Below are 26589 nucleotides of genomic sequence, written 5' to 3'. Positions count from 1 at the left end.
TGAAGCGGTGACCGGGGGCCGTGGCAGGCTTGGATGATGGAGTCTGCCGACGCCGGCCTGTTCGGCCCTGGATCCGTGTCGTGGAAGCTGCACGCCGAGCCGATTCTGTTCGTCGCCGGTCTGCGTTCGCTCTACCTTCAGGCGCTGCACCCTCGGGCGATGGCCGGGGTGGCGCAGAACAGCAACTACCGCCAGGACGCCTGGGGACGCCTGATCCGCACCGCCAACTACGTCGGGACCGCCCTCTACGGCACCACCGTTGAGGCGGAGGAGGCCGGTCGGCGGCTGCGCCGGCTGCACGCCCGGATGACCGCGGTCGACCCGGCCACCGGTGAGCGGTTCCGCATCGACGAGCCGGACCTGCTCCGCTGGGTGCACGTCACCGAGGTGGAGTCGTTCCTCGACACCGGACGCCGTGCCGGTGTGCCGCTGGACGCCGCCGAGGTGGACGCCTACTACACCGAGCAGCGTCGGGTCGCCGCCCTGGTGGGGCTGGACCCGCAGACGGTGCCCGGCACCGCCGCCGAGGTTGCCGAGTACTACCGGCAGGTCCGACCCGAGCTGCGGATGACCCGGGAGGCCGCCGAGACCGCGCTGTTCCTGACCGCTCCGCCGCTGCCGTGGAAGCTCAGTCTGCCCGCCCGGATCGGGCTCAACCTGAGCCCGGCACGGTGGGCGTACCTGGGGATCGCCGGCACCGCGCTGGCCCTGCTGCCCGCCTGGGCCCGGCGGCTCTACGGCGGGCTGGGCCTGCCGACCACCGCGCTCTCGGCCGACGTGACGGTACGCACGCTGCGGCTCGCCCTCACCGCGCTGCCCCGCGACTGGCGGGAAGGCCCGATGCGCCGCGCCGCCGAGGAGCGGTACGCCAACCTGGCCAGCACCGCCCCCACCGCCTGACCCGCCGGCACCGGTTGAGCAGCCTCCGGACGGCTCAGTCCTGCTCGGTGGGGGGTGCGGCGGGGCGGTCGACCGCGGCCCACGGTTCCTTGCCCGGCACCGTCGCGCCCGCGGGGCAGGTGCGGCGGTAGTCGCACCAGGCGCAGCGCGGGCCCGGTGTGGTGGGGAAGGCCTCGTCCGGGTCGCCGCCGTCGGCGACGGTCCGCTCGGCGGCCATGATGTCGCGGGCGGTCTCCTCCGCCCGGGACACCTGCCGGGCCAGCGACTCGACGGTGTGGTCGTGCGCCGCGACGGTGCCGCTGGGCAGATGGTGCAGCTCGACCCGTCGGCACGGCCGGCGGAAGACCCGCTCGGCCGCGTACGCGTAGAGGGCCAACGCCTGCGAGCCTCGCGCGTCATCGGAGTCCAGCCCGGTGCGGCCGGTCTTGTAGTCGACGATGACCAGTTCGGGACCGTCGCTGCCGGCCCGCCCGTCGATCCGGTCGGCGCGGCCGTTGAAGGCCAGCACCCCGGTCTTGACCGCCACCACCCGCTCCACGCCTACCGGCTCGTCGGCCGGGTCGAGCCCGTCGACGTACGCCTCCAGCCAGCCCAGGGCCCGGCGGTAGACCTCGCGTTCCTGCTCGTCGTCACGGTAGCCGTCGCGCACCCAGGTGCCCTTGAGCAGGGTGGGCAGCACCTCGGGGCGGCGACGGTCGGTGGGCAGCGCGTACCAGTTCTTCAGGGCGGTGTGCACGCTGGCGCCGAGGGAGTTGTGCGCCCACGGCGGGCCCTTCGGCGGGGCGGGCCGGTCGACGTACGTGTAGCGGTAACGACGGGGGCAGTCCGCGTACGCGCCGAGCTTGCTCGGGGTGCAGACGAACAGCCGCTCCGGCATGCCGTCGAAGCCGAGCTGCTCCGGCTGCGCGTCGCGCGGCCGGGGCGTACGCCCACCGGCGGCGGGTCGTCCGGCGGGTCGTCCGGTCGGGGAGGGTCGTCGCACGTCTGCGATCCTGCCATCCACCCCCGACACTGCGCCCGACCGGTCAGCGCGTGGCGGTGAAGTCCGCCACGAACGCGAAGATCGCGTCCGCGATGAGCTGCACGGCGATCGCCGCCAGCAACAGGCCGGCGATGCGGGTGAGCACCTCGATGCCGCCGGGCCGCAGCACCTTGACGATGCCGCCGGAGAAGCGCAGCACGATCCAGACGGTAAGCATCACCGCGACGATGGCGGTGGCGATGGCCACGTAGTCCGCCGCCACGTCGGCCTGCTGGACGAAGAGCATGGTGGCCACGATCGCGCCGGGGCCGGCCAGCAGCGGCGTACCCAGTGGCACCAGGGCGATGTTGGAGGTGGCCTGCTTGGTCGGATCGTCGGTCTTGCCGGTCAGCAGCTCCAGCGCGACCAGCACCAGCAGCAGTCCGCCCGCCGCCTGCAACGCCGGCAGGTCGACGTGCAGGTACGCGAGCAGGGTCTGCCCCGCGACCGCGAAGACCACGATCACGCCGAGGGCGAGCGCGACCGCCTGCCAGGCGGCCCGGTTGCGCTCCCGCGCCGCCAGCGGGCTGGTCAGGGCGAGGAAGATCGGCATCATGCCCGGCGGGTCGACGATGACCAGCAGGGTCACGAAGACCTCGCCGAAGAGCTTGAGATCCACCTGGTCACCGTAGCGGTGCGGCCGGAACCGAGATCAGCCGGACGCGACCTCGACCACACCGGACGACTCGGCGACAATCCGTTCGTACGCCTCGGGGGCGGTGGTGAACGCCCCCAGCTGAACCGTCTTGTGCGTGCCGTGGAAGTCCGACGAGCCCGTCACCAGCAGACCCAGGTCGGCGGCGAGGCCACGCACGTGCTCCCGCTCGGCGGGCGAATGGTCCTCGTGATCGGCTTCCAGGCCGGCCAGACCCGCCGCCGCCAGCTCGGCGATCAGCTCGTCCGGCACGATCCGGCCACGCCGGGTGGCCCTCGGGTGGGCGAAGACCGGCACGCCGCCGGCCGCCCGGATCAGCCGGACGGCCTGGAAGACATCGATGTCCTCCTTGGGCAGCCGGTACCGCTCCCCCAACCAGTCGGGGCCGAACGCCTCGGTGGTGGTGGCGACCAGGCCGGCCCGGATCAGCGCCTGCGCGATGTGCGGCCGGCCGACCGTCCCGCCACCCGCCCCGGCCAGGATCTCCGGCCAGCTGACGTCGATGCCGTCGGCCCGCAGCAGGGCCACGATGCGCTCCCCTCGCTGCAGCCGGGCCGCACGCACCCGGGCCAGTTCCGCGACCAGTTCCGGCGCGTCCGGATCGAAGAGGTACGCCAACAGGTGCAGCGGCAGCGACGGCTCGACACCGTTCCAGCGGCAGGACAGCTCGGCGCCTCGGACCAAACGCAGCCCGCCCGGCAGAGCCTGCAGCGCCGGCTCCCATCCGGCGGTGGTGTCGTGGTCGGTGATGGCCACGACATCGAGCCCCGCCTCGGCGGCGGCACGAACCAGCTGCGGCGGGCTGAGCGTGCCGTCGCTGGCGGTGGAGTGGGTGTGCAGGTCGATCCGGGGCAGCATCGCCCGAGGCTACCGGCTTCAGCCGCCGTGGCTGACCACCACGGGCGGCTGGTCGGGGGGCCAGCCGGTGAGGGCGATCAGGGTCGGGGAGGCACCCTTGGTCGCCCGATCGACGTCCACCCGGGCCAGGCGGTCGACGGTGTCGGCGTGGTAGTAGGCGGTGCTCGGGGTACTCCACGCCACGGCGCCGCTGATCGCCGGGCCGGCGACCACGGGCTTGACGGACCGGTCCAGCCGGGCCAGGTCCACCAACAGCGCCTTGTCCCCGTCGTCGGAGCGTCCGTTGGCCAGCAGCCAACGCCCGTCCGGCGACACCGAACCCAGCCCGTCCCCGTCCAGTCTCGGCCCACATTCCGGGCCGGTCGGGGCGAGGCCGCCAGCCGGGTCGAGCAAAGTCAGGCAGGTCGCCGTGCCGGTGACGACCTCGCCGACCAGCCGGCCGTCGGGCAGGGCACCGAAGATGCGACTGGTCGACCGGTCGGTGCCCGGTTCGAACACCCCGGGATGCAGGCGCCACAGCGCATGCCCCGGGCGGTCGGGTGCCAGCCGTACCAGCACGGCACCCTCGACGATCCGCAGCGGCATCGCCTCGGCCGGCACCTCGGCGCGGGCGGCGGGGGACAACTCGCCGTTGATGATCCGCGCGCTGGCCAGCACCGAACCCTGCTTCCAGGCGACCTGGTGGCCTTCCGCGTCCACGACGATCTCGTCGGCACCGGCGAGCAGCACCTGCACCGCACCGGTGGGCGACACCGCCCAGAGGAAACGGCCGGCCAGTCCCGGCGCGCTGACGACCAGCCAGCCGCGACCGTCGGCGAGGCGGTGGGCCCGCTCGATCCGGCCGACACCGGCAATACTCACTCGGCGGCCCTGCGCGGTGGCGATCGCCTCGCCCAGCACGAGGTCGACCTCGGCGAGCGGGGTGCCATTGGCCGGGCTGGGTGCCGGGACGGTCGGCGTCCAGGTCACCTCGGGCGGCTGCTCACGCTCGCCGATCACCACCCTGGTGCCGTTCGGTGGGGGCTCCTGACCGAGCTGCGTCGCGCCGGCACTGACCATGACCATCGCCACTGCGGCGAAGCTCATTCCGGTCACGGCGCGGCGACGCTGGATCCGCTTCGCTCGCCGGATCACGGCGTCCGCCGGATCGGGGACGGTCGCGTGCGGCATCGCGGCCCGCCGGGACAACTCCTCCCGGACGGCCCGTTCCAGCCCGTCCTGCTCCACGTTCATTTGACGATCCGGAGCCCCGCTCGGGTTGTCACGATCTCGGGGAACGGCGTTCACCGCCGTTCCCCCGCCAGGGCACTGTCCGGCTTCGCGACGGCGGCCGGGGCCTGCGCGGACCCTTCGACGGCCGTCCGCTGCGCTGCCATGTCCGGCGCGACCTCGGACCGGTCCTGCCGGTGCGCGGCCATCGCCGGGTCGGGCTGACCGGCCGCTTCCGGGACACCGGTCGGAGTCGCCGGTGCCGGGGTCGCGGGCACCGAGGTGTCGGGACGGGTCTGCCGGGTCGGAAGCGGCTGGCCGGTCCGCGTCGCGGTGCCGGCCCGCCGGGGCGGGTCCACGCTCGACGAGGCCGCGCCGGGCAGCGCGAAGGCTTCGTCCGCGCCGATCCGGCGGCGCAGGGTGGCCAGCGCACGGGAGGTCTGGCTCTTGACCGTGCCCGTCGAGATGTTGAGCAGGGCGGCGATCTGCGACTCCGACAGGTCCTCGTAGAAGCGCAGCACCAGGACGGCACGCTGGCGGGCGGGCAGCGCCCGCAGGTGCCGCCAGAGCACGTCCCGGTCCAGTTGCTGCTCGATCTCGTCGACGCCGGGCCGTTCAGGCAGCACCTCGGTGGGTCGCTCGCCGTGCCAGCGACGCCGCCACCAACTCGTCGACGTGTTGACCATCACACGCCGGGCGTACGGCTCGATCGCCTCGATGCCGCCGAGGCGCTTCCAGGCCAGGTACGTCTTGGTCAGCGCGGTCTGTAACAGGTCCTCCGCGGTGCCCCAGTCTCCGGTCAGCAGGTACGCGGTCCGCAGCAGGGCGCTGGAACGGGCGGTGACGAAGTCACGGAACTCGTCCTCCAGCGGATCACTGCTGGCCACGCGCCACCTCCCCGTACCGGGCTCTGCGGGCAGCCTGCCACGGCCGGACCAGCAGGTCGAGGGCGGAAGATGCGCATTGGCTCCGATTTTCGGTCAGGAACCGTCAGGCACCATCGTCAGCCTTGGCCTCGTCCTGCTCCTTGCCCAACCGCGCCTCGACCGCCTGCGGCTCGTACATCTCCTCGACCACGCGGAGATAGAGCTCATTGGGGTTGGGCAGGTTCTTGACCTCGCGCAGCGCCTGCTCCTGACCGGCCGACTCCAGCACGAACGTGCCGTAGTTGAGCGCGCGACCGGCCGGCGACTGCTCGTACTTCATATCGGTGACGCGGGTCAGCGGCATCATGGCCACCTTGCGGGTGATGATGCCGTTGACCACCATGACCCGTTTGTTGGTCAGGATGAACCGGTCGTACCACCAGTCGGCGACCTTCCAGGCCACCCAACCCATCACCGCGAACCAGAGCAGCACGGCGACCGTGGTGAGGGCCCCGACGTCCTGCCCGGCGAGGAAGCCGGAGAGGTAGCCGAGCACGAAGGTCGCGGCGACACCGACGACGATCGGCGTGGCGAGGTGGACCCAGTGCCGCTTCCACTCGCCCCGGTAGCGCTCGGTGGGGAAGAGGTAGCGGGCGACCAGCGAGCTGGGCTCGTCTTCCAGTGGCAGGACCCGGCGTGGGGTCATGCCACTGGCGTCGGCGCGCAGCCCTGCCAGTTCGTCCTCGGAGATCTGAGGCGGCTGGTAGCCCGCCTCCGGGTCCCTTACCCAGGCCCGCCCCGACCGGTCGTCGTCGACGTAGTCGGGGCCTGGGCCGTAGCCGGCGTCGTCCGAGAAGAACGGACCGTCGGAGGAGTAGGGGTCGGGGCGTGAACCGGGGCCGCGACCCGGACCGTCATCGGGGTCGATCCGGGGAATCGGCTCGGTGTCCTGTTCCCGACGAGCCCGATCGGGATCGTCGGGGTCGAAGGGCGGGCCGGAGGGGCTTCCCATCGGCGGCTAGGCGACCAGGCTGGTGAAGAAGTCGCCGAAGCCCTGTGCGATGTCCATGATGCCGCCACCGAGCGACTTGAACACGTCCGCAGCAGAATTTGGCCGGTAGGCGACAAAGAAGATCAAGAATGCGATTCCGGCCCAGGTGAGGACCTTCTTGACCATGGCGGGCCATCCTCTCGCGCGGCGCCGGGTCCCATTACCGCAGCGGCACCCAGAGTATCAGCGTGGTGTCTTACCGTGAATATCTGCGTCCGTTCTCCGACATTCCGGGGGGCTTGTCAAGCCTTCCCGTGCAGGTAAGGAGACGGTGCGCCGTACACGAGCTCGGTTGGCATCCACTCCACCAGGTCGTGCAACACCACGTCCTCGGCAAGCAGATGTCCCGCGCTCGCGGGCCAGGCTATCGCATACAGCCACAATCCCCGAGCCTCGCCGGCGTACGCGCTTCGATCCGTCAGGGAATTGATCAACCACAGTGGAGTAGGGTGACCGGCCACCTTGATGCCGGCGCGTCCGACATGGCCCGGATGCCCGGGACCGGGCTCGGTCAACGCCTCGGCGAGTTCCGGGCCCGCATCGGGACCCGGCACACCGGCGTAGCGGGCACCCAACCCCACCCCCGGCTCCTCGGCCACGAACACCAGGTCGGCGGGCCCACCGCCGAGCGGTTCCGGCCCGGCGCAGGCGACTGCGGTGGCCCGTACGCCGAGCCGGTCGTCACCGGCCCATGCCACGCCGGTGGTGGTCCAGCCCGGCGGCAACGGCCACGGGCACCAGAGCGGCACCGCCGGTTGCCCTGGCTGCGCGGCCTGGATCCGGTCGACCACGCTCGCCACGATCTCGGCACCGATGTTCTCGGGTACGTGCAGCGGAGCCACCGGGCCGCAGTCGGGGCAACGCGACTCCGCGTGCATCAGGTCCGGCGGCCGCACCGACCCACCGCATCTCGGGCAACTCACCGCAACAGTCACGTCTCCACCGTCACCCGCCTGCCGCCCGCCGTCAAGCGGAGCGGCGCCATTGCCGGTTGCGATGTCGCCACCCGGCGCGGCGCGCCGGTCAGTCCGGTGGCGGGCCGGCGTGGGCTCGGATCCACGCGTGCATGGCGATCCCGCTCGCCACGCCGGCGTTGATGGAGCGGGTGGAGCCGTACTGGGCGATGGAGAAGAGTTGGTCGCAGGCGGCACGGGCCGCGTCCGACAGGCCCGGTCCCTCCTGACCGAACAGCAGGACGCACCGGCGCGGCAACGTGCTGCTCTCCAGCGGACGAGAGCCGGGCAGGTTGTCGATCCCGACCAGCGGCAGGTCGTGCTGCCCCGCCCAGGCGACGAAGTCGTCGATCGACTCGTGATGGCGTACGTGTTGATAGCGATCGGTCACCATGGCGCCTCGCCGGTTCCACCGCCGCCGGCCCACGATGTGCACCTCGGCGGCGAGGAAGGCGTTGGCGTTGCGCACCACCGTGCCGATGTTCATGTCGTGCTGCCAGTTCTCGATCGCCACGTGGAAGTCGTGCCGACGCAGATCGAGATCGGCGACCACCGCCTCGCGCCGCCAGTAGCGGTAGCGGTCGACCACGTTGCGCCGGTCGCCCTCGGCGAGCAGCTGCGGGTCGTAGCGGGGGTCGTCCGGCGGATCCCCCGGCCAGGGACCCACGCCGACCTCGTACTGCTCATCGGTCACGGTCAGGCAGGGTACGCCCCGTGCCGACCGGCACCGACGGGCACACGAGGTCAGCGAAGTGCGAGGGCACCACCGATCCGGTCCAGGAGTCGACGATCGACCGGAGCCAGCGTGCCGTCCGGCGGTACGGCGGACCCGGCGCGGCACACCCGGGCCGCCACCGACTGCACCCACTGCCGGTAGGCCGCCGAGTCGGCGCGGTCGGCCCGACGGTCGAGGATCCGGACGACCGCCCGGCAGGCCGCGAGCACGTCCACCAGGTCGGCGGGTCGCGGTTGCGGTTGCGGTGCGGTCGCCTCTTCGTGACGGGTGTAGATCGCGGCCACCACGGCACGGACCAGGTCGCTGTCGAAGGCGCGTCCAGCCGCCACCGCCTCCAGGCCGGCGAGCCCGGCCGCCACGCCCGGGTACGGCCGCCCGGGCCCAGGTTGGGTGGCGACCGCGATCACCCGGCCGGGTAGACCGGTGATCAGATCCCACTCGGTGGCGGAGTAGCCCGTGGCGGCGGGGGACACGTTCGGGTGGTCGGCCTGCGGCGGCCCGCCTGGGGCCGGTCGGCTCATGCCCGTACTCCGCATTGCGTCGTGCCGCCCGGCGGCAGCGCCGCGCTGGACCCACGATCCGCCGGCTCTCCGCCGCGTCTGCCGCCGATCCGAGGCACCCCGGCGCCGCGTCTGCTGATCCGCTCGCTGCGCTCGCTCATGGCGCGACCTCCGGCGTCAGCATATGCGGCGCGTCGCTGGTCAGGGGCGGTCAACCGGGAATCTGCGCGGGTGGCGAAACCGCCCGGTGCCGCTGGACGAGACCAAGCGCGGCAGGTGAATCGGAGGAGAAGGCATCCGGGCCCGGTGGCCGCCAACAGGCTTGCGGCAACTGGTCCGCCGCGGCGAAGAAGGCCATCAACCGGGGCCGGACGCAATGAGCGGCGGGGCCCTCCCCGGCACCCGCCGCCCACGCTCTGATGGCTCAAGATTCTGCCGTACGCCCATCCGACTGCACAGAGACCGAGGTCACATTTATATTTTTGTTACATTACCCTGCGTCACCAAACCTCCCCTTCCAGGCGATCTCTGCAGGTCGCATAGGTGCCCGTCAACGCCCAAGTTACTGTTCCGTAGCATGATTGAAGCCGGTCCTAATTGGAAACGCTCCCATCACCGGCCGTCACGCAAATGCGACATGCATTTGCGCGCCGGTAGCGCCGACGCAAACCGAAGATGATCGATGTGTGCTAAAGCCGCAGCCCTGCCGCCCGCGGCCCGGTTTCGGGGATGCTCCGACGGGAATGCGACAGGGTGGCGCGAAGTTCCACCAGACGTAGCTGTTCCGCGTGATCGGAGAGATTCAGATGGCAACCGTCGAGCTGACCACCGCTAACTTCGACCAGGTAACCGAGAGCGATGGCATCGTCCTGGTCGACTTCTGGGCCGACTGGTGTGGCCCCTGCAAGCGGTTCGCTCCGGTGTTCGAGCGCTCGTCCGAAAAGCACTCCGACATCACCTTCGGCAAGGTCGACACCGAGGCGCAGCAGGAGATCGCGGCCAAGTTCGACATCCGCTCCATCCCCACGATCATGGCGATCCGCGACGGCGTGATCGTCTTCGCCCAGCCGGGCGCGCTGCCCGAGTCGGCGCTGGAGAACCTGATCGATCAGGTCCGGGCGCTGGACATGGACGACGTCCGCAAGAAGCTCGCCGAGCACAACCACTGACCGCGCAGGCCGCATGAGCGGTGGCCGGGGCTCAACAGCCCCGGCCACCGCCATCTCCGGCCGCCGACCGGCGCGCCACTTGCAGCCCGGTCGTACGTGTGTTCGAATGATGGCCATGCGCTGGGAGAACCTCACCGCTCCCCCGGTCGAGGGAGTCCCCGGACGGGCAGCGCCAGCGACTCCACCCCTGCCGCTGGCGCTGCCCGGCGCCGTCGTCCGCACCTTCGACACCCCGGGTTTCGCCGGCATGACCTTCTACGAGGTGCACGCCAGATCGATCCTGAACAAGGTCCCGGGCACCTCCCGCGTTCCGTTCGAGTGGACTGTCAATCCGTACCGGGGTTGCAGCCACGCGTGTTTGTACTGCTTCGCCAGGAAGACCCACACATATCTGGATTTCGACGCGGGAGCGGACTTCGATCGGCAGGTGATCGTCAAGGTCAACGCGGGTGAGCTGCTGCGCCGCGAGTTGGCCGCACCGCGATGGCGTGGCGCGCACGTGGCGATGGGCACCAACGTCGACTGCTACCAGCGGGCCGAGGGGCGATACCGGCTGATGCCGTCGATCATCGAGGCGCTGCGCGACTTCGCCAACCCGTTCTCGATCCTGACCAAGGGCACTCTGATCGTGCGTGACCTGCCGCTGCTCCGGCAGGCGGCGCAGGCGACCCGGGTCGGGGTGTCGTTCTCGGTGGGCTTCGTCGACGAGCGACTGTGGCGCTCGGTCGAGCCGGGCACCCCGAGTCCCCAGCGACGGCTCGACGCCGTACGCCAGTTCACCGACGCCGGCTTCGAGGTCGGGGTGCTGATGGCGCCGATCCTGCCCGGCCTCAGCGACGACGACGAGTCCATCGAGTCCACCGTCGCGGCGATCGCCGCCGCCGGGGCGGCCAGCGTGACGCCGCTGCCGCTGCACCTGCGACCGGGCGCCCGCGAGTGGTACGCGCAGTGGCTCGCTCGGGAACATCCCCACCTGGTCCCCCGCTACCGGGAGCTGTACCGGTCCGGCGCCTACGCGCCGCAGCCCTACCAGCGGGAGTTGACCGCCCGGGTACGCGTCGCCGCCCGGCGACACGGCCTGTACCGGCCCGACCGGAGCGAGCACCGCCAGGTGCCGGCCGCCCCGGCCCCGGCACCCGAACAGCTCAGCCTGCTCTAGCGAGGCGTCCGCCCAGACGTTCGACCAGCCCAGGCACCCCACCGCGCAGACGTCACACCGCGCAGACGTCACACCGCCAGGCGGCCGACCGCATCCGCCGGTGCGACTACAGTCGGCATGTGCGCTCCCCCAGCCAGATCCTCGCCGAATCCGCCGTGATCGCCGTCGTCGGTGCCTCCCGTGACCCGGACAAGACGGCCCACAGCGTGCCGGCGGCGATGCAACGGCAGGGCTGGCGGATCATTCCGGTCAACCCGTTCGCCGACGAACTGTTCGGCGAGCCGGCGTACCGCACGCTCGCCGACATTCCGCACCCGGTCGACCTGGTGAACGTGTTCCGGCCGGCGGAGGACGCCGTGGAGGTGGTCCGGCAGGCGGTGGCGATCGGTGCCCCGGCAGTCTGGTTGCAGCTGGACATCGTCTCCCCGCAGGCCCGCCAGATCGCGGAGCAGGCCGGGATCGACTACGTCGAGAACCGCTGCATCGCCGTCGAGCGGGCGGTGGCGGGCCTGACCCGGCTGGGCTGAACCGAACCGCTGTGAAACACCTCCGGTGCAGGTAGCGTCCCGACTGGGAGCGTCATCCGACGGCTACCGGCAGCGAGTGGCGGACGGAGGAGATCAGCGTGAGTCAACCGCCAGAGCCGGATCAGCCGCCATCGCCGTACGAGCCGCCGCCGTCACCGTACGGGCAGCCGCAGCACGGGCCACCCGGCGAGACCGGGCAGCCGCAGCACGGGCAGCCCGGCGAGCCGTACCCGGGTCAACCGGCGTACGGGCAGCCGTCGTACGAGCAGCCGGGCCAGCCGCCGCACGGCCAGCAGTGGGGACAGCAACCCCCGTACACCCCGCAGGTGCCGTACGGGCAGTACGGCCCACCGTCGCCGCCGGGGGGCGGTGGGGGCACCAACGTGCTCGCCATCCTGTCGCTGGTCTTCGCGTTCGTCTTCGCGCCCGCCGGCATCGTCCTCGGCCATCTGGCCAAGCGGCAGCTACGCACCAGCGGTGAGCAGGGCGAGCAACTGGCCAACTGGGGACTGATCCTCAGCTACGTCTTCACCGGTCTCTACCTGCTGGCCTGCTGCGGCTGGTTGGCGCTGGCGCTCTGGGCCGGCTCGGACAGTCAGTACACCTGACCCGACTCAGCGGAACTCGGCCTCGCGCACAGAGTTGCCGCCATCCACCACCAGCATCTGCCCGGTGATGTACGACGCCGCCGGCGAGCAGAGGAAGGTGATCGCGGCGGCCACCTCGTCCGGCGTACCGGGTCGTCCCACCGGTGTGCCCAGACCCTGCTTGATCTCGGCCATCGTCGACGCTGCGGTGTGGATGGTGCCCGGTGCCACCGCGTTCACCGTCACCCCGTCGGCGATCATCTCCATCGCCAGCGCCCGGGTAAGCCCCACCACACCCGCCTTGGCGGCCGCGTACGCCGCCTCGGTGGGCAGCGCGTTGACCGGCCCGGCGGTCGCGGCCAGATTCACGATCCGGCCCCAGCCCCGCTCGGCCATCCCGCCGATGAAGGCCCGGCTGCACAGGAAGGCGGTGGTGAGATTGCGGTCGATCTCGCCCTGCCACTCCTCGTAGCTGAGCTGGGAGACCGGGCGCAGCACCTCGGGGGAGGCGCGGCTGGCCAACCCCGCGTTGTTGACCAGGACCTCCACGTCACCGAGCTGCTCGGCCACGGCGTCGGCCAACGCACCGACCTCCGACTCGTCGGTGAGGTCGGCGACGAATCCGGTCACCCCGAGCTCACCGGCCCGGTCGTGGATGCGCCGGGTGGTGGAGACGATGGCCACCCGGGCACCCAGGTCGGTCAGCCGCCGGGCGGTGGCGTACCCGATGCCGTCGGGGCTGCCGGCACCGGTGACCAGGGCCACCTTGCCGTCCAGCCGCATGGTCACCGGCTCGGGCAGCACGGCTGGTGCGTCGGTTCCCTCCATGCCGGCCGTCACGGCGGCGCGGGTCCGTCGGACCACACCTGGTCGGCTGTTGTCCCGCCGCGGCCTGCTGCCGGACCGGTCCGCCGCTCGCGCGTCAATCCCCATGCCGAGATCCTGCCCTGCGGCACCGCCTCGGGCAACGCGGCACCCGGGGACACTGTCCGGCGAGTCCTCGCCGGGGGTGGCTACGCTGACTGCCCGATACTGCGATGGAAGTGAGCCGATGACACAGCCCGCGTCCGGCGGCTGGCCCGACCCCTCGGCCGGCCAGCCCTCCAGTCCGCCGGTCGACCCCACTCTGCCGACGAGTCCGCCGCCCGTACCGTCCCAGCCCGCCGGGTACGACCCCTACCAACCCGCCGACCCGTACGGTGGCATGAAATTCGACCTCGGCACGCCGGCGGCTCCCGCGCCGTACCCGCCGGCCGGTTACCCGCCCCAGCCCGGATACGGCTATCCGCAGCCGGGGTACGGCTATCCACCGCCGCAGCCGACGAACTCGTTGGCCATCGTCGCCCTGGTGCTCTCCCTGATCGGCATCGGCTCGTGCATCACCGCGCCGATCGGCGCGATCATGGGGCACGTCGCCATGCGCCAGATCCGTGAGCGGGGCGAGGGCGGCGAGGGCATGGCGAAGGCCGCCATCATCGTCGGCTGGATCCTCACCGCTCTCCTCGTGCTGGCGATCGCCGTCTACGTGGTCCTGATCATCTTCGCGATCTCCAGTTCGTCCACGGTCTAGTAGGCGCGGGCCCGCCGGGCGGCAAGGTCGAGGCGGGCCCCGACCCGCGGGCGTCACGGTAATCTCATCCGGTGACCGGCGTGAATGGATCTCTGCGGGACACCGACCGTCGGCTGGTGGTGGTCACCGGGGCCAGTGCCGGCATCGGGCTGGCCGCCGCCGTCGAGCTGGCGCGCCGCGGCGACCAGGTGGTGCTGGTCGGCCGCGATCCGTCCCGGCTACGCACCGCCGCCGACGAGGTACGCGAGTCCTCCGGCGAACGCCCTGCGGTGTTCCGCGCGGACTTCGCCGTGCTCGACGACGTCCGACAGTTGGCCGAGCAGTTGCGTGCCGCGTACGACCGGATCGACGTGCTGGCCAACAACGCCGGCGCGATCGTGCTCGCTCCGGTCACCACCGTCGACGGCTTCGAACTGTCCGTCCAGGCCAACCATCTGGCCCCGTTCCTGCTCACCAACCTGCTGGCCGACCGGGTCCGCCGGATGGTGGTGACCGCCTCCGGTGCCCATCGCAGTGGCGTACTCGATCCGGACGATCTCAACGCCCCGCTGCGCCGATACCGCCCGCTGACCGCGTACGGCACCAGCAAGCAGGCGAACATCCTGTTCACCGCGGAGGCGGCCCGGCGGTGGCCGCAAATCGGCTCGTACTGCTTCCATCCCGGCGTGGTGCGGACCAGGTTCGGCAACGAGAGCCGGTTGGTCGCCGTGGGCATGCGCCTGCTTCCGCTGCGCAGCCCGGGCAAGGGCGCGCAGACCCTGGTGTGGCTGGCCAACCAGGACCGGTCCCGCCTGCGCGACGGCGGCTACTACTTCGACTGCCGGCCCCGCCGACCGCTGCGCAAGGCGGCCGACCCGCAGCTCGCCGCCCGGCTCTGGACGGCCAGCGCCGCCGCGGTTGGCCTGCCCGCCTGAGCACTGCCGCGCCGGGCGGGGACAGCCGGGTTGCCGCCGACGGGGTCGCGGGAATGGCGGGACGTTGGAATACTCCGCCCGTGGTGACCACGGGGGACGTGAGTATCGAAGTACTCGACAACGACGAGAAGCTGACCGAGCGGCTGGACGCGGAGTTGACCGCGTACAACCGGCGGGCGACCGGTGCCGACGACGAGGCGGGGCTCTCCGTCCGGGTCACCGGGTCCGACGGCGAACTGGTGGCCGGGCTGACCGGGTGGACCTGGGGCGGCTGCGCCGGGATCGACATGGTGTGGGTCCGCGAGGACCGCCGGGGCGAAGGCCTGGGTGCGCGGCTGCTGGCGGCAGCCGAGCAGGAGGCCCGACGGCGCGGTTGCACCCAGCTCTCGGTCGCCTCGTTCTCGTTCCAGGCCCCGGATTTCTACCGACGGCACGGTTACCTCGACACCGGGCGACGGGAGGGCATCCCGGGCGGCCACGTCGACCACCAGTTCTGGAAGTCGCTGGTCACCGAGTCCGCCGACGCCGTACGCCTGGTCGCGCTTGTGGAACTGGCCGGCACAGCGGTCGAGGCCGGGCAACGGTACGAGGATCACGTGCTCGCCCTGCTGAATCGACACGGTGGCCGGGTGGAACGGCGGCTGCGCACCGGCGACGGGCGCACCGAGGTGCACGTGATCCGGTTCGATACCCGGGCCGGTTACACGGCGTTCCTGGCCGACCCGCAGCGGCTCGCGCTGAGGGCCGAGTTGGGCGACGCCGCGCCGCAGACCCGGGTGCTGGAGGTCGACGAGGTCTGAACCGTCAGTCGCGTATCGGTGCCGCGTCCGCCGGCACGGCGGTGCTCACCCGGGTCGCCCGGCGGGCGGTACGGGCGCTGCTCAGCACCACCACCGCGACCCCGACCAGCAGCAGCGCCAGGCCGGGCAGGGTCACCGGGTCGGGCAGCTGCCCCAGCCAGGCCCAGCCGAGCAGGGCCGCGCCGGGCGCCTCCAGCAGGATCAACACGCTGACCGTGGTGGCCGAGACCCGCCGCAGCGCATAACTGAACATCGAGTGGCCGAGCAGTTGGGCGCCGGCCACCAGGGCCAGCACCGCCAGCCAGGTCCCGGTGTCGAAGCCGCCGAGCGGCACCCCGGCGACCAGGCAGATCACCAGCAGGATCAGCGCGCAGACCCCGTAACAGATGGTGGTGTAGGTGGCGGTGCTGACGGTGACCCGGGCCCGCTCCCCCAGCGCCGTGTAGATCGCCGCGAACAGTCCGCCGACCACCGCCAGCAGATCACCGGTGAAGGCCTGCGCGGACACCGTGAAGTCGGCGCCGGTGGCCAGCACGGCACCGACGACCGCCACGCCGATCCCGGCCCACACCCCGGCCGGGAGCCGGCGGCCCTGGGCCCGGGCGATCAGCCCCTGCCAGACCGGTTGGGTGGCGACCAGCGCCGTCGCCGCAGCCACCGAGGTGAGTTTCGCGCTCGGCATCCAGGTGGCGAAGTGCGCCGCCAGCGCCACCCCGGACAGCACGCAGAACATGCCCTCGCGCCGCCCCGCGCCGGTGACCAACGAGCGGAACTCGGCCCGCCGCCGCAGCACCGCGAACGGGCTCAGCACGCCCACCGCGATCATGTTGCGCCAGAACGCGACAGCCAGTGCCGGCGCGGCGGCGAAGGCGATCAGCGGGGCGGACGACGACACGGCGACGACGGCGAGCGCCAGCGCGCCGGTGGTGAGCAGCTCACGCGGTGGACGATGCGGTTCGAGGGGCACGAGGGGTAATCCTCACACGCCGACGATCACCACGGACCGTCATCATTCGGTTACGATCATGCGCGTCCCCGTCGGGACCCTCTTCTCGCGCCGGAGGCGCCCCTTCCCATGCCCAGATTCCAGGCAGTGCTATTCGATTTCTTCGGCACGCTGACCGGTCCGATCCGACGCGGCAGCGGCCACCGTGCCACTGCCGAGTTGCTCGGTTGCCCACCGGACGCCTACATCGACGTGCTCGACCGCACCTTCTACGAACGCGCCAGCGGACGCTTCGGCGACGCCGAGGCGACCCTGCGTTGGGTCTGCGACCAGGTCGGCGTACGCCCGTCGCCGGAGGCGCTGCGCGCGGCGGTGGCCTGCCGACGGCAGGCGGTACGCGCCGACACCCGACTGCGGGCGGACGCCGTGCCGACCCTGCGGGCGCTACGCGAACGAGGCATGCGCACCGGGGTGATCAGCGACTGCACCCACGAGCTACCGGCGATCCTGCCCGAGCTGGCCGTCGCACCCCTGCTCGACGTGCGGATCTTCTCCATCCAGGCGAAACGCTGCAAGCCGGACCCGGCGCTCTACCTGGCCGCGTGCACCTGGCTCGGCCTGCCGCCGGCGGACTGCCTCTATGTCGGCGACGGGGGCAGCCAGGAGTTGACCGGCGCGCAGCAGGCCGGACTGAGCGCCGTCCGGCTGGCCGCTCCCGATCTGGTCGACCACCTGGCCTTCAACGTCGACAACGACTGGGGCGGCCCGGCCTTGGGCACGCTCGGTGAGGTGGTCCACCTGGTCGACGGCACACCGGTGGCGGTGCCGTCCTGACCGGGTGAGGTCAACGGCGGCGTACCCGGTGCAGCCGGAACGGCTTCCGCGCGGCCCGGACCGCCGATGTCGGCCGGGGTGGCTCGGCGAGCGAGTCGGCCGGCAACTGCCCGCCGTGCACCACGTCGCCGGCGGGCCTCAGCCGCACCAGAGCACAGTCGTCGGCCGCCCAGCGGGCCACCAGGTCGGCCGTCGAGCCGGGCGCGTTGAGTCGCTTCGCCCCCACCAGCGGGGCCAGCGTGTCCCACTCGTCGGTCCCGGGCAGCACCCGGGACACCCGCGCCCGCCAGGTCACGATCCGGCCGCCGTGGTCACCGCGGAGCGTCACCTGCGCCTCGTCGGCCTCGGCCAGCCCCGGTGCGGCCTGCTCGCCGGGACCACTTACCACGCAGAGCGCACCCTCCAGCGGGACGCACCACAACGCGAGGGCCGGGCCGTCGGCCACCGTCACCCAGGCCACCGAGGCCTTCTTCATCGCCTCGTCGACCAGCGGAGTGCTGTTGTGCTCGTCGGTCACCACGGCATCCTCTCGCACCCGGCCCGTCCCGCGCCGCCCGGTCAACCGACGAAGGGCGGAACCAGGATCTCGCCCTTGGCCACCGCCATCACCTGGCCGGAGACGGTCGCGCCCAGCACCGTACCCCCGGCCGCGGTGACCGTGCAGGCCAACGACGACGGCCGTCCCATCTCGACGCCCTGCCGGACGGTGTACGACGACCGTTCGTCAGCCGGCAACAGGCCACTGGCGACCAACCACACCCCGAGCCCGAGCGCCGCCGAGCCGGTCGCCGGATCCTCCGGCACGCCGAGGCCGGGCACGAAGACCCGGGCGTACGCGGTTTGCGTCGCCGCGTCCCAGGAGAAGACGCTGACATGCTCGATTCCGTACCGTCGCGCCGCGAGCGGGTCCACCTGTGCCCGGGCCAACGCCTCGGGGCGTACGGGCAGGAAGGGGAACTCCAGGCCACAGCCGGCCACCCGGGGTGCCGGACCGACGTGGTCGCCGGCCGCCAGGCCCGCCATCTCCAGCAGCGGCTCGGGATCCAGTTCCGGGCCGAGGGTGGGCATGCCACCGGTAAGCGTCGCGCCGCTCTCGGTCACCTCGATCGGCAACACACCGGCACCGCACTCCTGGGTGACCTGGCCCGGCTCGAACAGACCGCGTCGGCTCGCGGTGACCGCCGCGCCCACACTGGGGTGCCCGGCGAACGGCAACTCCTCGACCGGCGTGAAGATCCGGGCCCGGTACGTGACGCCGACCTGCGTGGCGGGCAGCACGAAGACGGTCTCCGAAAGGTTGAACTCCCGGGCCAACGCCTGCATCTGCTCGGTGGCCAGCCCTTCGGCACCGAACACCACCGCGAGCGGGTTTCCCGCGTACGGACGAGCGGTGAACACGTCCACGATCTCGTAAGCCAAGGTCGACATGTTGATAAACCCTAGGCGCTTAGGCTGGTGCCCGTGAGCACGCCGACCCGGGTGTACATCGCCCGCCTCGCCGGAGTCGCCGTCTTCGACCCCAACGGTGACCAGGTGGGACGGGTTCGTGACGCGGTGGCACGGCTGCGGGCGGGCCAGCGCCCACCCGAGGTGGTGGGCCTGGTCGCCGAGATGCCGATGCGGCGGCGCATCTTCCTGTCCATCAACCGGATCACCTCCATCGACGCCGAAGCCGTCGTGCTGGGCAGCGGGACGCTCAACCTGCGCCGGTTCGAGAAGCGCCCCAACGAGCTGCTGGTGCTTCAGGAACTGCTGGATCGCCGGGTGCAGGTCCAGCCGGAGGGCCGGGCGGCGACGGTGGTCGACGTGGCGATGGAGTGCAGCCGAAGCGGCGAATGGTCGCTGGCCCGGGTGGCCGTACGGGAGCAGACCGGCCGCCTCGCCCGCCGGGGCAACCTGCACCAGGTCGAGTGGGACAACGTACGCGGGCTCAGTGGCGTCGCCGACACCCGTGGCACCGCCAACCTGCTGGCCGTGCTGGAGGACATGCGCCCGGCCGACCTGGCCAACGCGTTGCAGGACCTACCCGACCGCCGGCGCAACGAGGTCGCGGCAGCCCTGGACGACCAACTGCTCGCCGACGTGCTCAGCGAACTGCCGGAGCACGACCAGGTCGAGATCCTCGCCGCGCTGGACCGCGAACGGGCGGCCGACGTCCTGGAGGAGATGGACCCGGACGACGCCGCCGACCTGCTCGGCGAGCTGTCGCCGCCGGATCAGGACGTGCTGCTGGACCTGATGGAGCCGGACGAGGCCGATTCGGTGCGGCAGCTGTTGAAGTACACGCCGGGCACCGCCGGCAGCGTGATGACCTCCGAACCGGTCATCCTGCCCCCGGACGCCACGGTCGCGGAGGCCCTCGCCCGGATCCGGGAGCCGCAGCTCTCCCCGGCGGTGGCCGCCCAGGTCTTCGTGACCCGCGCGCCGATGACCACGCCGACCGGCCGCTACCTGGGGATGGTGCATTTCCAGCGGTTGCTGCGTGAGCCGCCCGCCGACATCCTCGGCGGGGTGGTGGTCAACGACATCGACCCGTTGCGTCCGACCACGCCCCTGCCGGAGATCACCCGCCGGATGGCCACCTACGATCTGGTGGCCATGCCGGTGATCGATCGGAACAATCGACTGGTGGGCGCGGTCACCGTGGACGACGTGCTGGACCATTCGCTGCCTCGGGACTGGCGGGACCGGGACGCGGTCATGAGCACCAACGGCGACCCGGCGACGGAGGACACGGATGTCTGAACAGCGCCGGGCGGAACGGCTCGACCTGCCCCGGGAGCCCCGTGGGCTGAAGCTGCCCCGGGTCGACCAGGAGACCTTCGGCCGCTGGGCCGAGGGCATCGCCCGCGGCATGGGTACGGCGAACTTCATCGTCTACATGACGCTTGTCATCTGCGCCTGGTTCGCCTGGAACACGCTCGCCCCGGCGGGCCTGCGCTTCGACCCGTACACCTTCACCTTCCTGACCCTGGTGCTGTCCATCCAGGCCTCGTACGCCGCACCGCTGATCCTGCTCGCCCAGAACCGGCAGGCCGACCGCGACCGGGTGGCGTTCGACGAGGACCGCCGCCGGGCCACGTTGCAGAAGGCCGACACGGAGTACCTGGCCCGGGAGATCGCCGCGCTGCGGATCGCGCTGGGTGAGGTGGCGACCCGGGACTTCGTCCGCTCGGAGCTGTCCCGGTTGGCCGAGGAGTTGGACGAGGCCGCGCAGCGCCGGCAACGGTTGGAGCGCCGGCAGCGGGAGGGTACGACCGGACGGGCCGGCGGGGACGGTCTCGACGAGCCGCGTGACGACCTGGACGGTGATCATCCGAAAGACGGCCGGCGGGACACCGATACCCCGCACCGCCCGAAAACCTGATCGAATCGCTCACAACCACCGCCGCTGGCACCGGTGACGCTGAGCCACCGACGTAACATTGCCGCCATGTCAGCTCCCGTCAGCACCGTCAACGACGCTGTTCAGGCCGCTCTGGCCACCGTCAACGACCCGGAGATCCGCCGGCCGATCACCGAACTCGGCATGGTCCGCTCCGCCGAGGTCGACCAGGACGGTGTGGTCCGGGTCGAGCTGCTGCTCACCGTGGCCGGCTGCCCGCTGAAGGACAAGCTGCGCTCGGACATCACCGCCGCGGTGAGCGCGGTGAGCGGGGTCACCGGTGTCGAGATCGAATTCGGCGTGATGAGCCCGGAGCAGCGCCAGGGTCTTCAGGCCAAGCTGCGGGGCGGCAGCGCCGGCGAGGAACCGGTCATCCCCTTCGCCCAGCCCGGCTCCCGCACCCGGGTGTACGCGGTGGCCAGCGGCAAGGGCGGCGTGGGGAAGTCCAGCGTGACGGTGAACCTGGCTGCCGCGCTGGCCGCCCGGGGCCTGTCGGTCGGCGTGGTCGACGCGGACATCTATGGACACTCCGTGCCGCGGATGCTCGGCGCGGACGGCCGTCCCACCCGGGTCGAAGACATGATCATGCCGCCGCAGTCGCACGGCGTGAAGGTCATCTCGATCGGCATGTTCACCTCCGGCAACGCCGCCGTGGTCTGGCGCGGGCCGATGCTGCACCGGGCGTTGCAGCAGTTCCTCGCCGACGTCTACTGGGGCGACCTCGACGTGCTCCTGCTCGACCTGCCGCCGGGCACCGGTGACGTGGCCATCTCCCTGGCCCAGTTGCTGCCCAACGCGGAGATCCTGGTGGTCACCACGCCCCAGGCCGCCGCCGCCGAGGTGGCCGAGCGGGCCGGCGCGATCGCGCTGCAGACCCACCAGCGGGTGGTCGGTGTGATCGAGAACATGTCCTGGCTGGAGCTGCCGGACGGCTCCCGGATGGAGGTCTTCGGCGCCGGTGGCGGCCAGACCGTGGCCGACTCGCTGACCCAGACCATCGGCGCGCAGGTGCCGCTGCTGGGCCAGGTGCCGCTGGACACCCGGGTACGCGAGGCCGGCGACGAGGGCAACCCGATCGTGCTCGCCGCACCGGACTCCCCGGCGGCGCAGGCGTTGAACAAGGTCGCCGACCGGCTCGCGGTGCGCCGCGAGTCGCTGCTCGGCAAGCCGCTCGGCCTCAAGCCGTCCGGTCGCTGACCCGCTCCGCTCGCTGCAACCACGACCGCCGGCCACCCGAGAGGGTGACCGGCGGTTCGGCGTGGGTAGGGCATCCGCAGGCGCGGGCTCAGGTGACCTCGTCGTAGCTGGCGCTGCGCGGTGCCGGCGCGGTCGCGGGTGGCGAGGCGGTCGCGGAGGAGCCGGGGGTACGCGGGTCCGCCGCGGTAGCCACGTCCTTGATGTCCTTCTGTACCTTTGTGACATCCGACCGCAGATCGTCGTACATGCCCTGGAGGGGTTTACGGATCGCCTGCTCGTCTTCCTCGCTGAGCAGGTGCTTGCGGATGAACGCCTTCGGGTGCAGGTCCTCCAACTGGATGTCGGTGCCGAGTTCCTTGCTCAGGTCGGTGGTCGCGTTACGGGCCATGTTGCGCAGGTTCCGCACCATGCGCAGGCCGTCGCCGATCACCGCCGGCAGCCGGTCACCGAAGATCAGCAGCGCCAGCAACAGCAGCGCGCCGACCTCCCACACGTTCAGGTTCTCGAACACCCCTGGGCCTCCTCACCGGGCTACGCAGCAAGACTACGCACGTCACGGGCCGGTCAGAAGGGGGGACGAGCTCACTTCGCGTCGGCCGCGAGGGTCACCGAGGTGTTTTGCCGGGTGGCGCCTCGGCGGTACTCGACCGTCACCACCGAGCCGGGCGCGTACTTGCGGACCAGGGCGATCAGGTCGGTCGGCTCGGTCATCGGCCGGCCGTTGAGGCGCAGGATCACGTCACCGGCCCGCAGACCCGCACCGGCCGCCGGGCCGGACGGCTCCACGGCCGCCAGGCGTACGCCGGAGCCGTTGGTGTTCGACCCGGGTCCACCCACCTGGGCGCCGATCACCGTACGGCGGGCCTTGCCGGTGCCGATGATCTCCTGGGTGATCCGCTTCGCCTGGTTGATCGGAATGGCGAAGGCGAGCCCGATGTTGCCGGCCTCCTGCCCCTCCGACACCAGCGACTTGATCGTGGAGTTGACGCCGATCACCCGCCCGGCCGCGTCGACCAGCGGCCCGCCGGAGTTGCCGTGGTTGACGGCGGCGTCGGTCTGGATCGCGGCGTAGTAGCGTGTCGGGCCGCCCGGCTCGCCGGCCTGCATCGTCCGGTCCAGGGCGCTGACGATGCCCGCCGTCACCGTGTTGGCCAGGGACAGCGGCGAACCGATGGCCAGCACCGGGTCGCCGACCGCGAGTGCGTCGGAGTCACCGAACTCGACCGGACGCAGCCCGCTACGAGTGACTTTGATCACCGCGATGTCGGACTCCTCGTCCTGCCCCACCACGGTCGCCGGGGCCGTACTGCCGTCGTTGAAGACCACGGACGCCTTGCCGGTGCCACCGGCGACCACGTGATCGTTCGTGATCACGTGCCCGTCGGCGCTGACGATGAACCCGGAGCCCTCGCTGATGCCGGCCACCCCCGCCATCCGGACGGTGACGACGCTGGGCAGGACCCGTTCGGCGACCCCGGCCAGTGAGTCCGGTGGACGCTGGGCGAGCGCGGGCGCCGGACCCGGCGCGGCACCGAGCACCGGCCCGGCGGCACCTCCGCGTACGGCGAACGCGTAGCCGAGCGCACCGCCCAGGGTGCCCGCGAGCAACGCCGTGATCAGGGGAATGAGCAGCATCTGGCGCAGTTTCGGGTGCCGGGGTGCATCCGGATCGGTCACCGGCTCCGGCTCGGTTCCCGGCATCGGCGCGGCCGGTACCACCACCGCCGCCGGGGCGTACGGATCACGCCACGGGTCGGCGAGCGCATCGGACCACCACGGCGAGGCAGCCGACTGCCCGCCGTACGGCGGTGTCGTCGGTGCGCCTCCCGGCGGGTGTCCGGGCCCCGGCGTGCCTGCCGGTGCGCCGCTCGCGCCGGGCTGGCGCCAGTCCCAGCCGTCGGTCACTCGGTGCCTCCCAGTCCGTCCCCGGTATCCGCGATCCGCGATGGATGCCGCCGGACGTGCGGTCGACGGGATACCGCTTCCAGGATTGCACGGATGTGCCGCATGGGGTCAGCGGTTGTCACCGCGGGTGGGTGCCCGGCTGCGCCCGTGGCGGGCCGCCTCTAGAGTCACAGTGCCCACCCGCCCCCCGCTTCACGCTCGCTGCCCGGAGGTGTCCCATCGCCACGGTCGCTGGTTCCGGCAGTTCGGCGAACCCGGCGTTGCACTTCGCCGAGTCGTACGTGCCCGAGGACCTCGTGCTACGGACCGCGCGCAGTCTGGCCAACGAGGTCGGCCTCGACGCGGTCACCCCCGGGGCCGGTGCCGCGTTGCGCCTGCTCGCCGCAGCCGGTAACGCCCGCGCGGTGGTCGAGATCGGCACCGGCACCGGGGTCAGCGGGGTCTGGCTGTTGCGCGGCATGCGCCCCGACGGTGTGCTCACCACCATCGACGTGGAGGTGGAGCACCAGCGCATCGCCCGACGCATCTTCACCGAGGCGGGCTTCGTCGCCGGCCGGACCCGGATCATCACCGGGCGGGCGCTTGACGTCCTGCCCCGGCTCGCGGACGGCGCGTACGACCTGGTCTTCGTCGACGCCGAGGCGACCGGCTTCACCGCCTGCGTGGACGCCGCGCTGCGGCTGCTGCGGCCCGGCGGTGTGCTGGTGCTCAACGGCGCGCTGGCCGGCGGCCGGATCGGTGACCCGGCCGCCCGCGACGCGGAGACGGTGACGGTGCGCGAGGCGGTCAAGGCCATCCGGGAGTCGGAGCACTGGATCCCGGCGCTGCTGCCGGTCGGGCACGGCCTGCTGGCCGCGGTCCGCTGCTGACCTGCCGCGTTCCGCGCTGACCTGGCAGCAGGGCGATCTCAGCGGAGCGTGGCCAGCCACCGCAGCAGGCCGCGTACGCCCCACCCGGTCGCACCCCGGGTCAGCTCCGCGTCGTCCCGCTCGCACCAGGAGGGTGCCGACATGTCGATGTGCAGCCACTTCTCGCGCAGCTCGCCGGTGAACTCGCGCAGGTAGAGCGCGGCCAGCACGGAACCCCCGCCCTGGGTCGGCGCGCTGTGCAGGTCGGCCAGTTCGCTGCCGAGGTGCTCGACGTAGTCGGTCGGCAACGGCATCCGCCAGGCGGCCTCGCCGGCCTCCGCGACCGCGGCCAGCACGTCGTCGGCGAGCTGGTCGTTGTCGCTGTAGAGGGCACCGGTGCGGGTGCCGAGCGCGATGGCGTTCGCCCCGGTCAGGGTGGCCAGGTCGATCAGCAGGTCGGGCTTGAGCTCCGCGACGGCGTACGCCAGGGCGTCGGCGAGCACCAGCCGCCCCTCCGCGTCGGAGTTCGTCGTCTCGCTGGTCAGCCCGCCGTAGTGCCGGATGATGTCGCCGGGGCGGAACGCCGCGCCGCTGACCATGTTCTCGGCCAGCGGGGCGAGCGTGGTGATGCGCACCGGCAGTTGCAGCGCCGCCGCACCGAGGGTCGCCGCCACGACGGCAGCCGCACCGGCCATGTCCTTGCGCATCAGCTTCATGGCCGGCACCGGCTTGATCGAGATGCCGCCGGTGTCGAAGGTGATGCCCTTACCCACAAGCACCACATGGGTGCTCGCCTCGGCCGGTTGCCAGTCCAGCTCGACCAGCCGGGGACCGCTCGCCGAGCCACCGCCGACGGCGAGGATTCCGCCGAAGCCCTCGGCGGCCAACTCCTCGGGCTCACGCACCCGCAGCCGCAGTCCGGGCAGGTCAGTGGCGGCGGCAGCGACCTGGTCGGCGAACCACTGCGGGTTCTTCACCGAGGAGGGCGTGTTGGTGAGGTCGCGGGCCAGCCGGGTCATCGTGGCGGTGGTGCGGGCCACCTCCAGCGCCTGCTGGTAGGCCTCCGGCTCGGCGACCGCCAGGTCCACGCCGGTCAGCGCGGGCGCCTCGGCGTCGGCACCCAACCGGTAGCGGTAGGAGGCCAGCAACAGCCCTTCGACCAGACCACGGACCGCCTCGGCCGACACACCGACCGGCAACGCCACTGTGATATGGGTCTCATCTTTGCCCGCTCGGGCCAGTGCCGCCCCTGCGGAGCGCCAACCCGGCTCGTCGCCGTCCCCGATGCCGACCAGCAGCAGTCGAGCCGGAGCAGCGCCCGGGCGAAGCTGCCGATGCGCTTCGCCGGCCCGGCCGGTCAGCCTGATCATCGAAGCCAACGCAGCAGCCTCGTCGGCGACCTCTGCGGGCAGTGCCACGGCGGTGGGAACCGGTGCGGCCGACGCGTCGGCGGCGGCGCCCGGTCGCAGGGGCAGTGCTACGGCGTCGAGCTGGTCCGGCTCGGCGATCAGACGAATGGCGAGCACGCGGAGCCGTACCTCCTGAAGAAGATCGCGGGTCGAATTGCCCACGAAATGGTATGAAGGCCCTGAGCCACCGGTCGAGCCGGTGCCTCAGGGCCTGGGTACGGCTGCGGGAGCCGTACCCGAAACGAACCGTCCGCGGCGGCGAACATCGCCGACCAGACCGACCTTCGTATCAGCCGGCCGCCGCCTTCAGCGCGTCACCGAGCGCGGTCGCCTCGTCGGGAGTCATCTCGACGACGAGCCGGCCACCACCCTCCAGCGGGACCCGCATGACGATGCCCCGGCCCTCCTTGGTGACTTCCAGCGGACCGTCGCCCGTCCGCGGCTTCATCGCCGCCATGTTGTCTCCCCTCAGACCTACACCAGGGTCGGTGGGTTGCCCCACAGCCACTTCGCCATGACCTCCCGCAACTTGCACGGGGGCGTCGACCAACGATTTTCCCTGATGAACACCGCCGGACCCAAACCGAAGC

Annotated in this window: 31 protein-coding genes; 13 read left to right on the top strand and 18 right to left on the bottom strand. The window is 71.9% G+C overall.

Annotated elements, in window-relative coordinates; translation table 11 throughout:
- Positions 1-36: 36 nt before the first annotated feature.
- Positions 37-900 carry an oxygenase MpaB family protein gene (locus EG812_RS14240; RefSeq protein WP_126711806.1) on the top strand — a complete coding sequence of 288 codons (864 nt, stop codon included), beginning with the start codon at positions 37-39 and terminating at the stop codon, positions 898-900.
- A 34-nt stretch (positions 901-934) separates the two neighbouring features.
- On the opposite strand, the gene EG812_RS14235 is transcribed toward EG812_RS14240, so the two are convergent.
- The 10 genes from EG812_RS14235 to EG812_RS14195 form a co-directional block, all read right to left on the bottom strand.
- Entirely contained in the window at positions 935-1777 is an 843-nt protein-coding gene (locus EG812_RS14235) for a RecB family exonuclease (protein WP_086011314.1), read from the bottom strand.
- Between the two features lie 148 nt (positions 1778-1925).
- Positions 1926-2540 (bottom strand): MarC family protein, encoded by a 615-nt coding sequence (locus tag EG812_RS14230; protein WP_013731434.1) that lies wholly within the window; start codon positions 2538-2540, stop codon positions 1926-1928.
- A 33-nt stretch (positions 2541-2573) separates the two neighbouring features.
- On the bottom strand, positions 2574-3434 hold the full coding sequence (locus EG812_RS14225) for a PHP domain-containing protein (RefSeq protein WP_126711805.1): 861 nt from the start codon (positions 3432-3434) through the stop codon (positions 2574-2576).
- Positions 3435-3452: 18 nt separating this feature from the next.
- On the bottom strand, positions 3453-4667 hold the full coding sequence (locus EG812_RS14220; protein ID WP_126711804.1) for a hypothetical protein: 1215 nt from the start codon (positions 4665-4667) through the stop codon (positions 3453-3455).
- Positions 4668-4717: 50 nt separating this feature from the next.
- Entirely contained in the window at positions 4718-5530 is an 813-nt protein-coding gene (locus tag EG812_RS14215; protein WP_126711803.1) for a SigE family RNA polymerase sigma factor, read from the bottom strand.
- Between the two features lie 103 nt (positions 5531-5633).
- Positions 5634-6521 (bottom strand): PH domain-containing protein, encoded by an 888-nt coding sequence (locus EG812_RS14210; protein WP_013731430.1) that lies wholly within the window; start codon positions 6519-6521, stop codon positions 5634-5636.
- A 6-nt stretch (positions 6522-6527) separates the two neighbouring features.
- Entirely contained in the window at positions 6528-6686 is a 159-nt protein-coding gene (locus EG812_RS29300; protein ID WP_007455302.1) for a hypothetical protein, read from the bottom strand.
- Between the two features lie 116 nt (positions 6687-6802).
- On the bottom strand, positions 6803-7483 hold the full coding sequence (locus EG812_RS14205; RefSeq protein ID WP_332416467.1) for a DUF6758 family protein: 681 nt from the start codon (positions 7481-7483) through the stop codon (positions 6803-6805).
- A 100-nt stretch (positions 7484-7583) separates the two neighbouring features.
- Positions 7584-8207 carry a TrmH family RNA methyltransferase gene (locus EG812_RS14200; protein WP_013731428.1) on the bottom strand — a complete coding sequence of 208 codons (624 nt, stop codon included), beginning with the start codon at positions 8205-8207 and terminating at the stop codon, positions 7584-7586.
- Positions 8208-8257: 50 nt separating this feature from the next.
- A complete protein-coding gene (locus EG812_RS14195; RefSeq protein ID WP_013731427.1) occupies positions 8258-8770 on the bottom strand; it encodes a hypothetical protein in 513 nt (170 codons plus the stop codon).
- A gap of 785 nt (positions 8771-9555) precedes the next feature.
- Here EG812_RS14195 and trxA point away from each other — a divergent pair.
- The 4 genes from trxA to EG812_RS14175 all read left to right on the top strand — a co-directional run bounded on the left by trxA (position 9556) and on the right by EG812_RS14175 (position 12212).
- Positions 9556-9918, top strand: a complete 363-nt coding sequence (gene trxA, locus EG812_RS14190) for a thioredoxin (RefSeq protein ID WP_013731426.1) — start codon at positions 9556-9558, stop codon at positions 9916-9918.
- A 115-nt stretch (positions 9919-10033) separates the two neighbouring features.
- The gene (locus tag EG812_RS14185) at positions 10034-11077 is read left to right on the top strand and encodes an Rv2578c family radical SAM protein (protein WP_013731425.1); all 1044 of its coding nucleotides are present in this window, start codon (positions 10034-10036) and stop codon (positions 11075-11077) included.
- A 119-nt stretch (positions 11078-11196) separates the two neighbouring features.
- Positions 11197-11604: a CoA-binding protein gene (locus EG812_RS14180; protein ID WP_126711802.1), complete on the top strand. Its 408-nt coding sequence runs from the start codon at positions 11197-11199 to the stop codon at positions 11602-11604.
- A gap of 98 nt (positions 11605-11702) precedes the next feature.
- Positions 11703-12212, top strand: coding sequence for a DUF4190 domain-containing protein (locus EG812_RS14175; RefSeq protein WP_081476015.1), 510 nt, complete (start codon positions 11703-11705; stop codon positions 12210-12212).
- Between the two features lie 6 nt (positions 12213-12218).
- Here EG812_RS14175 and EG812_RS14170 read toward each other — a convergent pair whose 3' ends face one another.
- Entirely contained in the window at positions 12219-13124 is a 906-nt protein-coding gene (locus tag EG812_RS14170; RefSeq protein ID WP_043719603.1) for an SDR family NAD(P)-dependent oxidoreductase, read from the bottom strand.
- A gap of 118 nt (positions 13125-13242) precedes the next feature.
- Between EG812_RS14170 and EG812_RS14165 the strand changes: the two genes are divergently transcribed.
- The 3 genes from EG812_RS14165 (at position 13243) to EG812_RS14155 (ending at position 15475) form a co-directional block, all read left to right on the top strand.
- Complete coding sequence (locus EG812_RS14165; RefSeq protein ID WP_126711801.1) at positions 13243-13761, top strand: DUF4190 domain-containing protein; 519 nt, start codon at positions 13243-13245, stop codon at positions 13759-13761.
- 71 nt (positions 13762-13832) lie between these two features.
- Positions 13833-14675 carry an SDR family NAD(P)-dependent oxidoreductase gene (locus EG812_RS14160; RefSeq protein WP_013731420.1) on the top strand — a complete coding sequence of 281 codons (843 nt, stop codon included), beginning with the start codon at positions 13833-13835 and terminating at the stop codon, positions 14673-14675.
- A gap of 98 nt (positions 14676-14773) precedes the next feature.
- Positions 14774-15475 carry a GNAT family N-acetyltransferase gene (locus EG812_RS14155; RefSeq protein ID WP_233579484.1) on the top strand — a complete coding sequence of 234 codons (702 nt, stop codon included), beginning with the start codon at positions 14774-14776 and terminating at the stop codon, positions 15473-15475.
- A gap of 4 nt (positions 15476-15479) precedes the next feature.
- Here the strand turns inward: EG812_RS14155 and EG812_RS14150 are convergent, their stop codons facing one another.
- Positions 15480-16442 carry a DMT family transporter gene (locus EG812_RS14150; protein WP_013731418.1) on the bottom strand — a complete coding sequence of 321 codons (963 nt, stop codon included), beginning with the start codon at positions 16440-16442 and terminating at the stop codon, positions 15480-15482.
- A 108-nt stretch (positions 16443-16550) separates the two neighbouring features.
- Between EG812_RS14150 and EG812_RS14145 the strand changes: the two genes are divergently transcribed.
- Positions 16551-17255 carry an HAD family hydrolase gene (locus EG812_RS14145; RefSeq protein WP_043719599.1) on the top strand — a complete coding sequence of 235 codons (705 nt, stop codon included), beginning with the start codon at positions 16551-16553 and terminating at the stop codon, positions 17253-17255.
- 10 nt (positions 17256-17265) lie between these two features.
- Here EG812_RS14145 and EG812_RS14140 read toward each other — a convergent pair whose 3' ends face one another.
- Both EG812_RS14140 and EG812_RS14135 read right to left on the bottom strand, forming a co-directional pair.
- Positions 17266-17730, bottom strand: a complete 465-nt coding sequence (locus EG812_RS14140) for a hypothetical protein (RefSeq protein WP_050814691.1) — start codon at positions 17728-17730, stop codon at positions 17266-17268.
- Positions 17731-17813: 83 nt separating this feature from the next.
- Positions 17814-18683 carry a PhzF family phenazine biosynthesis protein gene (locus EG812_RS14135; RefSeq protein WP_013731415.1) on the bottom strand — a complete coding sequence of 290 codons (870 nt, stop codon included), beginning with the start codon at positions 18681-18683 and terminating at the stop codon, positions 17814-17816.
- Between the two features lie 33 nt (positions 18684-18716).
- Between EG812_RS14135 and EG812_RS14130 the strand changes: the two genes are divergently transcribed.
- The 3 genes from EG812_RS14130 to EG812_RS14120 all read left to right on the top strand — a co-directional run bounded on the left by EG812_RS14130 (position 18717) and on the right by EG812_RS14120 (position 21837).
- Positions 18717-20000, top strand: a complete 1284-nt coding sequence (locus EG812_RS14130; RefSeq protein ID WP_043722887.1) for a magnesium transporter MgtE N-terminal domain-containing protein — start codon at positions 18717-18719, stop codon at positions 19998-20000.
- Positions 19993-20622, top strand: a complete 630-nt coding sequence (locus tag EG812_RS14125) for a DUF1003 domain-containing protein (RefSeq protein ID WP_013731413.1) — start codon at positions 19993-19995, stop codon at positions 20620-20622. The genes EG812_RS14130 and EG812_RS14125 overlap by 8 nt, the downstream gene beginning before the upstream one ends.
- A gap of 66 nt (positions 20623-20688) precedes the next feature.
- A complete protein-coding gene (locus EG812_RS14120; RefSeq protein ID WP_013731412.1) occupies positions 20689-21837 on the top strand; it encodes an Mrp/NBP35 family ATP-binding protein in 1149 nt (382 codons plus the stop codon).
- An 88-nt stretch (positions 21838-21925) separates the two neighbouring features.
- Here EG812_RS14120 and EG812_RS14115 read toward each other — a convergent pair whose 3' ends face one another.
- On the bottom strand, positions 21926-22348 hold the full coding sequence (locus tag EG812_RS14115) for a twin-arginine translocase TatA/TatE family subunit (protein WP_013731411.1): 423 nt from the start codon (positions 22346-22348) through the stop codon (positions 21926-21928).
- A 71-nt stretch (positions 22349-22419) separates the two neighbouring features.
- On the bottom strand, positions 22420-23742 hold the full coding sequence (locus EG812_RS14110; RefSeq protein WP_013731410.1) for a S1C family serine protease: 1323 nt from the start codon (positions 23740-23742) through the stop codon (positions 22420-22422).
- Between the two features lie 281 nt (positions 23743-24023).
- On the opposite strand from EG812_RS14110, the gene EG812_RS14105 reads away from it, so the two are divergent.
- Complete coding sequence (locus EG812_RS14105) at positions 24024-24611, top strand: O-methyltransferase (RefSeq protein WP_043722884.1); 588 nt, start codon at positions 24024-24026, stop codon at positions 24609-24611.
- Between the two features lie 38 nt (positions 24612-24649).
- Here EG812_RS14105 and EG812_RS14100 read toward each other — a convergent pair whose 3' ends face one another.
- Together EG812_RS14100 and EG812_RS14095 are read right to left on the bottom strand one after the other, a co-directional pair.
- The gene (locus EG812_RS14100) at positions 24650-26116 is read right to left on the bottom strand and encodes a leucyl aminopeptidase family protein (protein WP_126711917.1); all 1467 of its coding nucleotides are present in this window, start codon (positions 26114-26116) and stop codon (positions 24650-24652) included.
- A 172-nt stretch (positions 26117-26288) separates the two neighbouring features.
- Positions 26289-26456, bottom strand: coding sequence for a DUF3117 domain-containing protein (locus EG812_RS14095; RefSeq protein ID WP_013283866.1), 168 nt, complete (start codon positions 26454-26456; stop codon positions 26289-26291).
- Between the last annotated feature and the right edge of the window lie 133 nt (positions 26457-26589).

It is taken from the genome of Verrucosispora sp. FIM060022, from assembly GCF_003977705.1.
Classification (GTDB): Bacteria; Actinomycetota; Actinomycetes; order Mycobacteriales; family Micromonosporaceae; genus Micromonospora; species Micromonospora gifhornensis.
Note: the sequence above shows the minus strand (reverse complement) of the source record. Positions and strands in the feature narration are given on the sequence as shown.